Source organism: Burkholderia sp. AW49-1 (assembly GCF_053427845.1).
This window is the reverse complement of the sequence record NZ_JBSAXF010000001.1, coordinates 48,087-63,399: the sequence shown is the minus strand read 5'-3', so window position 1 is coordinate 63,399 and position 15,313 is coordinate 48,087. Positions and strand designations below refer to the sequence as shown.

Here is a 15,313-nt window from a genome sequence, read left to right as displayed (position 1 = left end):
CCCTTCAGAATCCGTTCGGACGCGGCCGCAAAGTACGAGAGATGACGTCCCACACCGCGATCGCCTCGTTCTCGGTCAGCGATGCCCGTTGAACCCTCTCCCCCTCGGGAAAAAGGAAACTATTGCTTCCGTTGTTCATCTCGAACATCAAATATGGCGTCGCAGGTCCACCGGTGGTGGTATTGGCTTCCAACAGGAAATGATGTCCCTTAACGGGAGGGGCAAACGGGCCCTCAACCAGCATTTCGTTCGCTTTTATGTCGCTTAGCCGAACTGAGCCGCTGCGAATGACACGACCGCCAGCCGACTCCACGTGCTCTCGGACCTTCGGCATACGATTGGGTAATGACTCGCTCACTGGATCATGTCCGTCCGTATACATGCGTAAGGTAAACATCACGTCCGGCTTACCTTTCAACGCAAAGAAATTTTCCACTTCTTCGCCAGGCCCCGATTTACCCGGCAAAAAACCTCCCACGAAGCACAACCCCGGCTCAGTCGGAATCGAATCGTCAGCCCGTCCCTGCACTCTCTTTAAAAGATCAAGAAGTAGGCGAGTTTTTTCCGGAACGTCAGTCGGTGGCCTACCTTCATCGAGTTTCTTTAATGTGGGGCCATAGACTGGATCACTGTAATCCCTTTCCCGAACATCATACGCATCGACATTCATGGTAATTCTATATCCGTGATCCCATTTATATACCTCTATTGTTCTTCGGGGATCGACATCGCCGCCTGCGCCGAGAGAATTGGTAATAAATAAATAGCCATCAGGCACGCCAGGGGCACTACCCGATTCGTAAACATAGGGATAAACATTCTTCGGAGCATCTCCCGTTCGACCACGACGTGCCGTGATCAGATCTTTCAACGTCTTTTCATAGGCATCATGTGGCATCGGCGAAGTTTCAATTCGGACGCCTTGAACCATCGTGGAGCCGAGAGCGACAACTGTTGCCGGCAGATCCACCAAGTATCGCCCCGCGCAACGGGTCTTCAAATTCGTTGTCAATTCACTGACCAAAACCTTCTCCTGATCATTCAATTTTGGATCCCTTCTCTCGCAGCCCGTCAGAAAGAGCACAACCAGCAGGTAACCAAACAGCCATCGGAATGAATTCGTCATGATTAATTCTAGTCCGAATAGGCAAGAGCGGTGCCCTTGATGTTTTGCAACACTTTGACAATCCCCCAAAGAGAGAACCGCTGCGGTTGTGTCATCACGTCGGCAACCTTATAAGCTCCTGCATGATCGACGTTTTTGAACGCCGCAAAAGCACTCACATAGGGCCTCGGAGCACGCCCTGACACGCCCGGCACAGTACCGTCACCACTGTCGGACGCGGGCTGAATTTCGAATGTGCCGTAAGTTGCCGCCGGCCCGAACTTTGCCTCTTCAACCAATACCTCGCCAAGGGCATTATCCTTATACATCGGTTTATCCATAACCTTCGTGCTCGACGAGATACCAAACGCGGGTTTGCCGGTACGCTTCCAGACAACTTCGCCCCATGCCTTAAAATTACCCGAGTCGTCGTCTCCACAGAATGCGTATGTGTGAGGATGATACTTCTTGCTGATCGCAGTATGAAATGATGCAACCTCGTTATTGATACACTCAACGAAAGATGTCCAATTTGCATTGTGCGGCACCTTTTTATCCGGATCCATCAAATCCTCGTTAACTAGCCCCCACCATTTTCCTCTCTTCGTATATATCTCAGTATAAGGTTCCGTTCCGGGAAGACTAATCAATTGATTGCCATCGCGAATCTTGAGCCAGCCCTTCCCATAATCCATACTTGGGAGAAGCTGTAGCGGTCCCGGCGACTGCGCGAATACCGGTGTCACTTCAGCACCAGTAGCCCCCAGTACACGACTAGTCGCTTTTGCCTTAACCCAATCCACGATGGTCGATGTGGCTGGTGCATGATTGCCGCCCCTTACGTGTTGGTATGCCGTGGCAGCACCCGTGGCAGGCATAACACCATGCACCATTCCCAGAATCTTGTCCCGCCCTCCGCCTATCACCTCAGAACAGTATCTCGCCACCAGACCACCCATCGAGTGAGTGATCACGACGACCTTCTCGCACTTCCAGTTGTATTTGTCACGATAGAATTTCGTGAATTCATCAATCTTTTTATTCAAATGCTGCGCCGAAAGTGAATTTGATTGCAGCCAATTGTATCCAACCGCATGCACCGGCAACTGATATCGATATGATAAATTTACCTCATCATTTGTCAGTTCGCCGAGCCCCGGTGCAATCAACTTCTTGACAAGCTGTTTGCGCAATCCATCCTTGCCGTAGTTGGTGTCGACCCGACAGTCATTTAGGGTATTTTCGAGCCACACGAGGAAGTTGCCGTAGTACATCTTCGAGACCGTCGTCCATCCGCGGCGACGCTTTTCCACATCGGATAGTGCAGTTCCGGGTGGCAACTCACCTTGTTCAGACACACGTACCTTGTTCGGGTCCAGAATTTTTTTTCGAGGGATTGGACCATATAAGAGCCAAGGTCCCAGCGATTTTTCGCTGCTAACATCCCAAACAATATTTTCTGCCATATCTTCGAGATTACTACCCATCACACCTGGCACAAAAATAACTGGAATCACCCTCGTTGGCACAACATGGCAAATTGCGATGCTGTCGTCAGACGGCGACATTACTGATGTGTAATGAATGGAGCCATCTTCGGCTACCTTGGGAGGTATGATTCGTTCAGTGATGGCCATGCGACCTCTCTCTAGATATTCTGAAAATTCACGGATTCGCGGAAATACAATAACCCCGATGCTTCGGCACTTGGCGCTTTGATCATTCAGAATCAAGGCGAAGCCGCACGCCATCCGCGAAGATGCTCTTCTGAAGTCCCGTTTTCCCGTTCGCGTCAGTGATACCTCGCAACACGCTCCCGTCCTCTCGAATAATCGAGAACTTGCGATGGGCTACAGGCTTGCCGTCAAAGGGCCACTTGAGGGCAAATTCCTCATCGAAGTTGGCGTGCTTCCACGTGTTCATGGATTCGCCCAACGACGACGGCCCCTGCCGACTGAATGCGCTTGACTTGATTGTCCGGTTACCGCGTGTTCCGTCCTCGATACCGGTCGAGGAAATACGGACGTAGGAACCGCCACATTTGAGTATCAGCTCGCTTTTCGCTTCGATCGTGACCCGCCCGTTGGCACTGGTCATCCGCATGTCCTTCTCGGACATCAAGTGCATCTCGTCGCTCTGCGCCTGGATCTCGACCCTGCCACGTGCCGCAAAGAGCTTCATCCCGAGTTTCTGTGCAAATAGCGATACGAGTTCGCCAGCTGCAACCGTGAACCGCTTCATGACGCCGATATCAGCGTTTCCACCGGCGGTGGCAATCAGATTGTCGTTCGCAGTGAGTTGAAGGTCGGTTCCGGATGCCAGTCCCATCCCGTCCGGCGCACTGACGAGCACGCCAGATTTTTTCAGTTCCTTGAGCGTTCCGTCGAGCAACGCGCGTTGACGTTCGTAATCCGCCGCGACAGCTTGCGCTGCGCTGGCCGCCTCACCGAGCGACCGCATCTGCTGCAATGCCAGATCGAGCAACCACTGGGCGCCCTGCATCGCAAGTTGTTGACCGGAGGCACCCGATTGAGCTTCAGCGGTGACAAGCACCCCCTTTGCGCCCCGAACCGAGACGTGCTCATCCGTCCGGAGTTCAGCCCCCTTGCCTCGCTCCTTGCGCTCCCCATCGACCATATGCCCGAGATTGAGTTCACTGGTCTGAAACGGCGTCGTCAGATGAATATGCTCGACACCTTCCTTGTCCTCCATCCGCAACTCGTTCTGCGCGGCGGTGCGGATCAGGTTCCGGGTGTGATTCAGGTTGTTGACGAGATCCGGATGCAGGCTGTCGTGCATCGCGCCGATAATCACGGGCCGATCCGGATGGCCGTCCGTAAAGACGATTGCCACCTCCGCCCCGTCGATCAGCGGGAAGTGATGCCCATAGTTGTCGCCGCTATACGGCTTCGCGAACCGCACCGGCCGGCTCGTGCCGCCCGGACTCCACTCATCGAGATCGAACGGCAGCTTGATCACGTACCAGCCCTGCTCCGTCAGGTACGCGTACTTGTAGTCGCCCGGTGACGTAATGCGGGCCGGCAGGATGCCGTCGATAGCCGGTCGCTCGATCGAGGCCATCGGCGTACGCCAGACCCGGTCCGACGCAACTCCCTCGAAGTTCACCCAATACGCGTCGCTGCGCCCGCCACGCGATTCGACCGACGTGATGAAGATCCCGTGCTTCGCATCGGCCTGAACCGGGTCGACGCGCATCACCTCGCCCGCTTCGAGCCAGAACGGATTGCCCGTGCCGTTGAAGGTAATCTGCGCGGCTAGATACTCCTCGTGGCGCCGACGAGCGATCTGCTGACCTTCCTCCGGCGTCCCGTAATGCTCGCCCCAGCGATAGTCGATGCCGTTCGTCGACTTGTCCGCTCGCGCGGCGTTCTCCTCGACGAGCAGCGACACACCGGCCTGCCGGTGGTTGTAATCGCGCAGCCGCACGGCTTCAGGCACGCGCCGGGTCCGCTTCTCGAGCGTCTTGATCGCGTCCCGGCCGGCGCTCTCCAGCCCTGAGTCGCGCCGATACGACACGGTGCGCTGCTTACGCGCGTACGCATCGAGATCGTCGCCGAACACCAGCACCGCGTGATCCTTCTTCTGCTCCCAGCGAAACCAGATTCCCTCTTCCGCGCACAGGCGCTGGATAAAGGCGAACGTGGTCTCGTGATACTGGGTGATGTATTCGTGCCGCTTGTACTTCCCGCGCAGCTGGAACTGGAAGTCGACGCCGGCCCGGTAGCCGTAATGGCGCAGCGTATCGGTGACGATCTCCTCGACCGACTGCTTCTGGAACAGCCGGCTCGTCACGCCCCGATTCAGATCGGCGAGCGTGGGCTCAAGCCGGACCCGATAGTGCGTCTCGTCCGCCGAGGTGCCGAGCTCATCGAACTCCGTGATAACGCCGTGGATCGTGTACGCCGGCGGCATCTTGCTGAATTGCGCCGCCCGCTCGCCGAACATCCTGCGCAGATAGTCCATGTTCGGATCGACCGGAGCGATGATGAATTTTGCCGGGCGACCGACCATCTGATCCATCGGAATACCGGCCATCGGGCTCGTGAACTCGATGTCGTAGCGATACAGCTCGCTCACGGCATCCCGCCCCGCGAACTTGAGGACGGACGTTGGCGCCGGATGTGGCGCCAGCTTCAATTCATAAGCCTGGGTAGGCAGGATCATCGACATGCAGGAATTCTCATGAACGCGCGAGAGGGACGGACAACAACGCCGGGGCCATGACGGCCCCGGCGGCTCATGCGACAAACGTCAAATCAGCTCTTGGCCTTCGGCATCTGCGACACCAGCGACAGCCCGATGTCCATGCCCTCCACCTGGAAGTGCGGGATGATGAAGAGCTTGATGCGGAAGAAACCCGGGTTGTCCTCGATGTCCTCGACGGTCACCTTCGCGTCGCGCAGCGGGTGCGAGGCCTGCAGCTCGTCGCCCGGATCCTTCATTTCGGTCACGAGCCCCTTGATCCAGTTGTTCAGCTCGAGCTCGAGCAGACGCCGATCCTTGGTCGTGCCGATGTTCTCGCGCTGGATCAGCTTCAGATAGTGGGCAATACGCGACAGCAGGAAGATGTATGGCAGGCGCGCGTTGATGCGGCTGTTTGCCGTCGCTTCCTTGGTCTCATACAGCGCGGGCTTCTGCGTCGAGCTGGCCGAGAAGAAGCACGCGAAGTCGTGGTTCTTGTAGAACGACAGCGGAATGAAGCCCAGATTCGCGAACTCGAACTCACGCGTCTCCGGAATCAGCACTTCCGTCGGGATCTTCGGCTGCACGCCGGTGCCGAGGTCGTACAGGTGGACCGGCAGATCCTCGACCTTGCCGCCAGCCTGCGGGCCGCGGATCTGCACGCACCAGCCGTTGTTCACGAAGCTGCGCACCATGTTGGCCGCGAACGCGAAGGAGGCGTTGACCCACAGGTACTTGTCGTGGTCCGGGCCCTTCACGGCTTCGTCGTAGTTGAACGCGCGCACCGGCGTCGTGTCCTTGCCGTACGGCAGGCGCCCCAGCACGCGCGGCATCGTCAGGCCGACATAGCGTGCGTCATCGGTGTCGCGGAAGCTCTTCCACTTGATGTACTCGGCGCGATCGAAGTAATTGCCGATGTCCTGAATGGCCGCCACTTCCTCCATCGACTGCTTGCCGAAAAACGCTGCGCCGACCGAGCCGATAAACGGCATGTGCGCGGCGGCCGCCACCTTCGAGATGTTGCGCAGGAGCGCCACGTCCATCGGCGAATTCTCGAACTCGAAGTCGCTGATCATCGCGCTGATCGGCTGGCCGCCCGGCGTGTCGTATTCCTCGATGTACGTCAGGCGATACAGGCCGCTTTGAATCAGTTCCGGCGTGTCCTCGAAATCGCGTTGCAGCGCATCCTTCGATACGTCCAGCACTTCGATACGCGCATTCTTGCGGAAGTCCGTGCGTGACACGAGCATCTTGAGACCGCGCCAACGGCCCTCGAGCGCCTGGAATTCCGGCGTATGCATCACGGCGTCGAGCTGGCGGCTGATCTGCCGGTCGAGCTGACCGATATGGAAATCGAGTAACGACTTGTCGAGACGGTCGACCGGCTTGCTTTCCTTCGCGATCAGGTTGAGCAGCGCGTCCATGCCGCGCGCAACGCGTTCGTCGGCCGATGCCTCCGACAGCGTGTCGTTATCGCGGAACGCTTCGAGCGGACGCGCCTCGGCGACCGTCTTCAGGTTGATCTTGTTGCACAGCGCGGCGTAGACGCTGTCGTTTTCGAGCACAACGGTCTCGGCTGCCCCCTGACGGGATTCGTTCTGTTTCATTGCTTGTCCTGTCTGCGTATGTAACGCGATCTGGTTGCGGAATGCGGTAAAGGCTCGCTTGGGCCGGCCGCGTTCAGGCATGGCCTTCCGGTTGCGTCGCGGCCGTCGCGATCTGCGACAGCTCGCCGCGCAGCTTGTCAGACAGGCGCTTGTCCTTCAGGATCTTCTCGAACTCGCGGCGGAACGTGCCGTTGTCGAGCAGGTTGCTCTTCAAATCGCGCATCAGATTGCGCATCGCCAACATCGCCTGCAGTTCCGGGATCTGGCGCGCAACCTGTTCCGGCTCGAAGTCCTTCATCGAGCGGAACGACAGATTGACCGGCAATTCCGAGCCATCGCCGGCCAGGGTGTTCTCCGCGGCGATCTTGAGATCGGGCGCATAGTCCGCCAGGACCGCATCGAAGTTGTTCTTGTCGATGTTGACCTTCTTGCGCTCGGCCAGCGGCGCCTGCTCGCGGCCCGCGCTGAAGTCGCCCGCCACGAGCAGCTTCAGCGGCAGCTCGATCTTCTTCTGGGCGCCGCCCGTATGCAGATCCAAGGTAATTGAAACGCGACTTTTCGGAATTTCTCTCTGGAAGCTATCCATTTGCAATCCTTAGTTGTTAATGGTCGAGCACGGCGCAGACGCACACCGCATCCGGCACGATGTCGACGTGGTCGCTACCTTGCGCACGTGTGCCAAGCACCTGATGCACGGTGTGTCCCGATCGATTATTCATCGTGTGGTCTCCGTTCGTACGGCGAAATCGAACGGGACTTATACATGGTAAACACGGCACACGTCAAAGCTTGTTGCGTATTAGCCTCGAAATAAAAGCTCAATCAAATGTCAAATTTCATGTCTATTTTTCTAGATTTAACGTTTATCAACATCAATTCAGACAGTTCCTGATGCAATCACATCTGCGATCAATTATCTCGGTATTTCATATCGCACAATAGGCCCGCCATACAACGCCCACACCAGAATCTCAAAATAACCACAATTCCGTAATCTCAATAATAAAAATCCAAAAAAATGTGCCTTCGTTGTTTTTACGATCTCACGATCCGCCACGATTCCAATTAGTAAACCAAACTACTTGGCTATTGCACTGCTCGATCAGGATCATGTATAGGCTTACGCCCTTGAACCGATAACGAACAAACAGACCATACTCATGCGGATCGATAAACCGCTGTTCCACGAGGGGCTCATCCTGACGCAGCAGCACTTCCAGCAGCAGGCGCGCTGGGCCGAATTTGCGCTCCATCAATTCGCGACGGCTGCGCTCGCGCAACCGTGGGGCACACTAGGCGTCGAGGTCGACGAGGAAGCGCTGGCCACTGGCCGCATCAAGCTCACGCGACTCAAGCTTCGGTTTACGGACGGCACGCCGATCGATACGACCCTCGCCGATCCGCTGCCTTCCGCGCGCGATCTGACTCAAGGCGTCCCCGCCGATCAGCAGAGCGTTGTCGTGCTCGCCGCGCTCGCACTGCCGAATGCGAACGGCAACAACTGCCGCTTCGACGAGGCCACACTCGCGCGCCCACGCCGCTCGTACCGGGAGTTCGTCAAGGTCACGGACCTGAACGGGACGGGCGAAACGGAGATCGCGGCCGAGCGCCACGCTGTGCGCCTGCTGTTCGACTTCGAGTCACATGCGGACGACACGGTTTGCGCGATCGCACGGCTTACGCGAGGAACAAATGGCCAGTTCCAGATCGATCAGCGGTTCGTGCCGCCGTGCCTGACGCTCGGCAGTCATCCACTGCACCTTGAGCGCATCAATCGCCTGGCGGACATCCTGCATGCCAAGAGCCTCGCGCTCGGCGTGCGCCGCAGCGAGCGCATCGATCAGGTCGCCGAATACGGTGTCGCCGATGTGCAGCTCTTCTGGCTGCTTCACTGCATCCATGCCGCGTGGCCGCAACTGAGGTTGTTCGCCACCCACCCCGGCCGATCGCCGGAGCACCTGTACGCCACGCTCGCGCAACTGGCCAGCGCGCTGATGACCTTCTCGACTTCGTCTGATCTCACGGACATTCCGGCGTACGACCACGCGCGTGCCGACAAAGTGTTCACGAAGCTCGAAGCGATGATTCGCGACCTGCTCGACGCGATCATTCCGTCGCGCGTCGTGTCGATCGGCCTCACCCGCCAGAGCCCGACGACGTGGACCGGGCAGTTCCTCGACGCGCGGATCGTCGAAGACGCTGCCGACTGGTACCTGTCGGTCAATGCGCCGACACCCGCCTTCACGCTCGTCGAGCAGTTCCCGCGGCTCTGCAAGATCGGCGCGCCGGACGAAGTCGAACACATCGTCAATTCCGCGCTCCTCGGCATTCCGCTCAAGGCCGTACAGCGTGTACCGGCCGCGATTCCGGTGCGGCTCGACAACCAGTATTTCGCGCTCGATTCGAATGATCCGGCGCATGCGCGCATGCTCGCCGCGCGCGCCTGTCAGATCTACCTGCCGGCGTCCGTGCCCGACGCCTCGCTCGAACTCTACGCGGCGCTTCGCTCATGAACGCCCTGACTTCTGGCCGTAGTGAAGCGGCCCTCCCGCAGGAAGCGCCTGGCGCCGGCCGCGTGCCGGGCAGCGGTATCCGGGACCTGCTGAGCAATACGGCGCTGCTCGTCACGACATTGGCGCCGGGCGGCCGGACGCGCGATGCGGACGAATTGCGCGAACACTGCGGACAGCTCATCAACCAATTCTCGACCGCGCTGCAGCAGCGCGGTTATCCGGACGACGTACGCAATGAGGCGCTGATCGCGCAATGCGGCTTGCTCGACGAGGTGGCGCTGCGGCATCTGCCGCTCGATGTAAGGTCCGAATGGGCCGGGAAGCCGTTGCAGGTCGAGCGCTTCGACCTGCACGATGCCGGCGAGCGCGTGTTCGACCGGCTCGAGGAGCGCATGCGAGAAACACCGCCGCAGACCGATCTGCTCGAGTGTTATTCGGCCATCCTCGGGTGCGGTTTCGTCGGCCGCTACGCCCGTGACGCGCTCGAGGGGGAAGCAAAGCGCGCGGCGCTGATCGATTCATTGGATGCCCGGTTGAACAAGCTCCACCCATCGTCGGACCGGCCGTTCATCACCGATCGCGCCGGCCTGCGCCTGTCCGACTGGTTCTACCGGCTGTCCCCGTGGGCGATCGCGGGTTTCGCTTGCGTAGCCGCGGCGATCGTCTGGGGCGCATGGGCCACGGGGCTCGACATGCAGGTTGCGCAACTCGTATCCGCAAAGGTCGCCCGGCCGTGAAATCCGACCTGCCTGTCCTGTCCGCGACATCGGCGCCGGCACCCGACCATCCTCACGAGGGGCTCGGCTACCCGTTCCGAGTGATGACCGTGTTCGCGACCGCGTCGGCGCTTGCGTTGATCTGGCTTGTGCTGCCGCTCGAGCGCGGCATGGTCTGGACGCTCACGGCGATCATCGGGCTCGTTGCCGTCGCGCTCATCGGGTGGCGCAGCCACCAGTTGTTCCGCGTGCGTGAGCAAAGCGCACACATACTGGCGGCGCTCGGTGAGGCGACCGCGGAGATCCCCGTCAAACTTCGCACGCGCATGCCGTTGGTGCTCGTGACGGGCGACGGCTTGTCGGCGCTGTTCAACCGAGCTGGAGAGGCACGACATGCGCACGTCGGCGACGGCGGGATCTGGCTGCGCGTCGATCGCGTGCAGGATCTGCCACGGCTGGCCGTGGCGGTCAGGCAGTGGCGCGATGGACGCGCGCCGGACGGCGTCGTGCTGACGGTCGCGCCCGCCCTGCATACGGGAACGGACATGCTGACACAACAGCTGCGTGCCGTACGGCAGGCGTTCGCCGATGCGGCGCGCATGCTCGGCGTGAGATTGCCCGGGTATGTTGCGATCTACCAGCGGCTTACGACCGGCCCCGCCAGTCCCGCGATACCGCAGTGGTACGGGGTGTCTTCCGCTACCCACCTGGTGGACGCGGGCCGTTTCGAACCGGTGATCCGTGCCGCCGAGAACGAGATGCAACACGCGGCCGGAGAACAGACCACGGCGGTTCGCACCGCGGCCCTCGCATCGATCATCGGATGGACGCAGCGGGTCGTGATCGGCGCACTGACGGATCGTCATCATCCGGCGACGCCCTCGACACTGTTCGGCGCCGGCTGGATCGACTGCGGCCCCGAGAGCGGAACGGGGAACCCTTGGGAACGTGACGTCGAGATGCAGATTCGGGTGATGCGGGCCGATGCCAGCGCCTCGCCACTGCCGTGGCCGCTGCCGCAACCGTTGATCGAGGCGATGCCTCATCGGCATTGGATATCGCCACGCATGGCGGCCATCGCTCATGCGCTCGCGTTGCTGGCGTGTGCGGCCGCTGTCGCCTTCTGGGGCGCCGCAAAAAATAATGAGGCGTTGCTGACGCGTATCAGCACCGATCTCGATCGGTATTCGATGACCCCGGCCGCGCACGATGCCGCGAAGCGCGACGCATTGAAGGTCCTCATCACCGATCGCGACCGGCTCGACTTGTATGCGCGCACGGGTGTTCCGCTGCGCCTGTCGTTCGGCATGTACCGGGGCATGCACGTGATGCGGGCGCTGAACGACGCGATCGCCTCCTACGAACCGCCCCCCGCCCCGCCGCCGCCCGCCGTCGTCACGCTGGACAGCATGTCGCTGTTCGACAGCGGCAAGTCCCGACTGAAGTCGGGCACCACGCGCGCGATGGTCGGCGCGCTCGACATGATCAAGGCGCATCCCGACAAACGGATTCTCGTCGCGGGCTACACCGACAACGTCGGCAATCCGGATAGCAACCTCAAACTTTCGACGGCGCGCGCGCAAGCCGTGCGCGACTGGCTGATTGACGCGTCTGGTATTCCGGCCACGCAGTTCGCCATCCAGGGCTACGGCGTGACGCGACCGATAGCGGACAACGACACGCCCGACGGGCGCGCGCGAAACCGACGCGTCGAGATCACGCTGATCCCGGACGTCGGCAAATAGAAACAGTTTTACCCCCGGAGCAAACCACTTCGGGATTCTGAGGCTCGGGGGCTGACTCCGAGTATTGGTAGCAGTACGAAAAAATGGAGTGAAAGATGGCAATTCCGGCATATATGTGGCTCAAGGACGACGGTGGCGCCGACATCAAGGGCTCGGTGACGGTTCAGGGCCGCGAAGGCAGCGTCGAGCTCGTCGAATTCGGTCACGGCGTGCACATCCCGACCGATGGCAACACGGGCAAGCTGACTGGGACACGCGTTCACAAACCGATCACGCTGACCAAGGAAACCGACGCGTCGACGCCCTACCTGTACAAGGCGGTAACGAGCGGCCAGACGCTGAAGTCGGTTGAGATCAAGTGGTACAAGATCGACGACGCAGGCAAGGAAAAGGAGTACTTCAACACCAAGCTCGACAACGTGAAGGTCGTCGCCGTGAATCCGGTGATGCACGACATCAAGAACCCGGACTACGAAAAGCACAACCACCTCGAGAACGTCGAGTTGCGCTACGAGACGATCACCTGGTCGTACAAGGACGGCAACATCATCCACAAGGATACGTGGAGCGAGCGTTCCTGATCCTGACCGATTGGTCGGAACCGACTGGCTCCCTGGCGGTTCCTTTGCCGGCCTGACCGATTCAGGCTGGCCTTTTTATATCCGCGGGTGGCGCGCCCAACGGCTGCCGCCGCCCCAATCCCGACCGCCCTGTCATGACTCTGCGAGACACCACTCACTTGCTCCGCCAGCTCAATCCGCACTGCGCGAAAACACTCGAGGCGGCCGCGAGCCTATGCCAGGGTCGGCTTTCGGACGAAATCACCGTCGAACACTGGCTGCTGAAGCTGATCGAGGCAGGCGACGGCGACATTTCGGCGGTCCTGCGACACTACGGGATCGACATCGATGCCGTCTGGAATGCGCTGATCGCCGCGATCGAGCACCTGCCCCGCAACCTGCGCGGCAAGCCGGCGCTTTCGCCACAACTGGCAACGATGCTGCAGGATGCGTGGCTTCGCGCATCGCCCGAGGGTGACGATGCGTCGATCCGGTCAGGTAACCTGTTGCAAGCGATCGTCGACGCGCCGCACGTGTTGCGCGCGCAGAATGCATGGCCGCTTCTGTCGATCAGCAGCGCACAGATTGAGCGGCTCCTGCCGCGTCTCGCGCACCGCTCCTGCGAAAGCAGGCTCGATGAACACGAAGCCGATGCCGGCGAGCCGGTCACGGCGATGTCGAGCGATGCGCGTGCGGGCGTGCCCACGGCTACCGAAACCCATGCGCCCCGACGGACGACCGAGGGCGACGCACTCGCCCGCTTCGCGATCGACCTGACCGACAGGGCCCACAACGGCCAGATCGATCCGGTGTTCGGCCGCGATCGCGAGATCCAGCAGATGGTCGACGTGCTCGCGCGGCGGCGCAAGAACAATCCGATCCTCGTCGGCGAGCCCGGCGTCGGCAAGACCGCGCTCGTCGAAGGCCTCGCGCTGCGCGTCGCAGAGGGGAGCGTGCCGAACGTGATTCGAAATGTACGCATCTTCACGCTGGACCTGGGTTTGCTGCAGGCCGGCGCCGGCGTGAAGGGCGAATTCGAGCAGCGCCTGAAGAACGTGATCGACGAAGTGCAGGCGTCGACCGTGCCGATCCTGCTGTTCATCGACGAAGCGCACACGCTGATCGGCGCGGGCAATGCCGCCGGCGGCGCCGACGCCGCGAACCTGCTCAAGCCCGCGCTCGCGCGCGGCGAGCTGCGCACGATCGCGGCCACTACGTGGTCCGAGTACAACGAATACTTCGAGCGCGACGCCGCGCTCGAGCGCCGTTTCCAGATGATCAAGGTCGATGAGCCCGACGACGACACCGCGTGCCTGATGCTACGAGGGCTCAAGAGCCGATACGCGACATACCATAACGTGCACATCAGGGATGAGGCGCTCGTCGCCGCGGTCAAGCTCTCGCGCCGCTACATTCCCGCGCGGCAGTTGCCGGACAAGGCGGTTGACCTGATCGATACGGCCGCCGCCCGCGTACGCATGGGTCTGGAATCCCCGCCGGCGGAGCTGCAGCGCGCCCGGGCCGCGGTCTCCGCGCTGGAACTGGAAGTCGACATGCTCGAAGCCGACCAGCAAGCCGGTATCGACGGTGCGGACGCACGCCGTGCCGCGCTTGACGCAGCGCTTGCAAACGCGAAGGCAACGCTGGCTGATTTGCACGCGCGCTATGAGAAGGAGTGCAAGCTCGTTCAGGCGCTGCACGAACAACGCGACCTCGATCCATCCAAGCGCGACGACGCGTCGCTGGCGCACGCACGCCACGCGCTCGCCAGCGTGCAGGGCAAGGCGCCGTTGATCTTCGCCGACGTCGACGCCCAGGCGATCGCGCGCGTGGTCGCCGAGTGGACCGGCGTGCCGGTCGGCAATCTGGTCGAGGATGAACTGCGGAGCCTGCTCGCGCTCGAAGCTCAGCTCGCCACGCGCGTGGTCGCACAGGACGACGCGTTGGCTGCACTGGCCGAAAGCCTGCGTACCGCGAAAGCGGGACTCAAGAACGAGCATGCGCCGCTCGGCGTCTTCCTGCTCACGGGGCCATCGGGCGTCGGCAAGACCGAAACGGCGTTGGCTCTGGCCGACCTGCTGTTCGGTGGGCAAGGTGCGCTTACGACGATCAACATGTCGGAGTACCAGGAATCGCACACGGTATCGCAGTTGAAGGGCTCTCCGCCCGGCTATGTCGGATATGGTCGCGGCGGGATCCTGACCGAGGCCGTGCGGCAACGCCCGTACAGCGTCGTGCTGCTCGACGAAGTCGAAAAGGCGCATCGCGACGTGCTCGACCTGTTCTATCAGGTGTTCGACCGCGGCATGATGCGCGACGGCGAAGGGCGCGAGATCGATTTCCGCAATTGCGTGATCCTGATGACGTCCAACCTCGGTAGCGTCCAGATCGACGAGGCGACTGCCGACGATGCCGAAACATCGCAAGCCGACCTGATCCAGGCCATTCGTCCGCAACTCGTGTCGCACTTCCAGCCGGCTCTGCTCGCGCGCTTCCAGACACTGGTTTACCGGCCGCTCGACGTGACCGCACTCGCTTCGATCGTGCGTCTGAAGCTCGCCAAGGTCGCCGACCGCTTGCGCAGGCAGCATGAGGTCGAGCTCACGTGCGACGACTCGCTGATCGGCGCAATGGCCGAGCTGTGCCTTGCTCGCGAATCCGGCGCGCGCAATGTCGATGCATTCCTCAATCAGCGCATTCTGCCCGCCGTGTCCCGTGAGTTGCTGGCGCGCATGGCTGCCGGCAACACGCCGGCCCGGATCTTGCTCGCGAGTTCGGCCGATGGCAACGTGACGATCGACTTCGTCGATCGCGACGACGCTGTCGTCGGCCATCCGGCGCCCGCGGCGATGATCGCATAACAG

At 60.8% G+C, this 15,313-nt stretch carries 10 protein-coding genes; 5 read left to right on the top strand and 5 right to left on the bottom strand.

Going from position 1 to position 15,313, the window contains the following annotated elements:
* Positions 1-4 precede the first annotated feature (4 nt).
* The 5 genes from ACV22W_RS00285 to tssB all read right to left on the bottom strand — a co-directional run bounded on the left by ACV22W_RS00285 (position 5) and on the right by tssB (position 7,501).
* Positions 5-1,126, bottom strand: a complete 1,122-nt coding sequence (locus tag ACV22W_RS00285) for a T6SS immunity protein Tli4 family protein (protein ID WP_448017209.1) — start codon at positions 1,124-1,126, stop codon at positions 5-7.
* Positions 1,127-1,134: 8 nt separating this feature from the next.
* Positions 1,135-2,742, bottom strand: coding sequence for an esterase/lipase family protein (locus tag ACV22W_RS00280; RefSeq protein WP_448017208.1), 1,608 nt, complete (start codon positions 2,740-2,742; stop codon positions 1,135-1,137).
* A gap of 82 nt (positions 2,743-2,824) precedes the next feature.
* Positions 2,825-5,296, bottom strand: a complete 2,472-nt coding sequence (locus ACV22W_RS00275; protein WP_448017207.1) for a type VI secretion system Vgr family protein — start codon at positions 5,294-5,296, stop codon at positions 2,825-2,827.
* A gap of 86 nt (positions 5,297-5,382) precedes the next feature.
* Positions 5,383-6,915 (bottom strand): type VI secretion system contractile sheath large subunit, encoded by a 1,533-nt coding sequence (gene tssC / locus ACV22W_RS00270; RefSeq protein WP_059819122.1) that lies wholly within the window; start codon positions 6,913-6,915, stop codon positions 5,383-5,385.
* A gap of 73 nt (positions 6,916-6,988) precedes the next feature.
* A complete protein-coding gene (gene tssB / locus ACV22W_RS00265) occupies positions 6,989-7,501 on the bottom strand; it encodes a type VI secretion system contractile sheath small subunit (protein WP_059700463.1) in 513 nt (170 codons plus the stop codon).
* A gap of 574 nt (positions 7,502-8,075) precedes the next feature.
* Between tssB and tssK the strand changes: the two genes are divergently transcribed.
* From tssK to tssH, 5 genes are all read left to right on the top strand, one after another.
* The gene (gene tssK, locus ACV22W_RS00260; RefSeq protein WP_448017206.1) at positions 8,076-9,428 is read left to right on the top strand and encodes a type VI secretion system baseplate subunit TssK; all 1,353 of its coding nucleotides are present in this window, start codon (positions 8,076-8,078) and stop codon (positions 9,426-9,428) included.
* A complete protein-coding gene (locus ACV22W_RS00255) occupies positions 9,425-10,165 on the top strand; it encodes a DotU family type IV/VI secretion system protein (RefSeq protein WP_448017205.1) in 741 nt (246 codons plus the stop codon). Before tssK ends, ACV22W_RS00255 begins: the two co-directional genes overlap by 4 nt.
* Positions 10,162-11,889: an OmpA family protein gene (locus ACV22W_RS00250; RefSeq protein ID WP_448017204.1), complete on the top strand. Its 1,728-nt coding sequence runs from the start codon at positions 10,162-10,164 to the stop codon at positions 11,887-11,889. The genes ACV22W_RS00255 and ACV22W_RS00250 overlap by 4 nt, the downstream gene beginning before the upstream one ends.
* A gap of 95 nt (positions 11,890-11,984) precedes the next feature.
* Positions 11,985-12,470, top strand: coding sequence for an Hcp family type VI secretion system effector (locus ACV22W_RS00245; RefSeq protein WP_059690140.1), 486 nt, complete (start codon positions 11,985-11,987; stop codon positions 12,468-12,470).
* A 134-nt stretch (positions 12,471-12,604) separates the two neighbouring features.
* The gene (tssH, locus tag ACV22W_RS00240; protein WP_448017203.1) at positions 12,605-15,310 is read left to right on the top strand and encodes a type VI secretion system ATPase TssH; all 2,706 of its coding nucleotides are present in this window, start codon (positions 12,605-12,607) and stop codon (positions 15,308-15,310) included.
* The last annotated feature ends 3 nt before the right edge of the window (positions 15,311-15,313 follow it).

Bases quoted from the DNA above. Each gene is read 5' to 3' on its own strand.
- tssH (WP_448017203.1), top strand. From the start codon at position 12,605: ATGACTCTGCGAGACACCACTCACTTGCTCCGCCAGCTCAATCCGCAC.
- ACV22W_RS00245 (WP_059690140.1), top strand. From the start codon at position 11,985: ATGGCAATTCCGGCATATATGTGGCTCAAGGACGACGGTGGCGCCGAC.
- ACV22W_RS00255 (WP_448017205.1), top strand. From the start codon at position 9,425: ATGAACGCCCTGACTTCTGGCCGTAGTGAAGCGGCCCTCCCGCAGGAA.
- ACV22W_RS00275 (WP_448017207.1), bottom strand. From the start codon at position 5,296: ATGTCGATGATCCTGCCTACCCAGGCTTATGAATTGAAGCTGGCGCCA.
- tssC (WP_059819122.1), bottom strand. From the start codon at position 6,915: ATGAAACAGAACGAATCCCGTCAGGGGGCAGCCGAGACCGTTGTGCTC.
- tssB (WP_059700463.1), bottom strand. From the start codon at position 7,501: ATGGATAGCTTCCAGAGAGAAATTCCGAAAAGTCGCGTTTCAATTACC.
- ACV22W_RS00280 (WP_448017208.1), bottom strand. From the start codon at position 2,742: ATGGCCATCACTGAACGAATCATACCTCCCAAGGTAGCCGAAGATGGC.
- tssK (WP_448017206.1), top strand. From the start codon at position 8,076: ATGCGGATCGATAAACCGCTGTTCCACGAGGGGCTCATCCTGACGCAG.
- ACV22W_RS00285 (WP_448017209.1), bottom strand. From the start codon at position 1,126: ATGACGAATTCATTCCGATGGCTGTTTGGTTACCTGCTGGTTGTGCTC.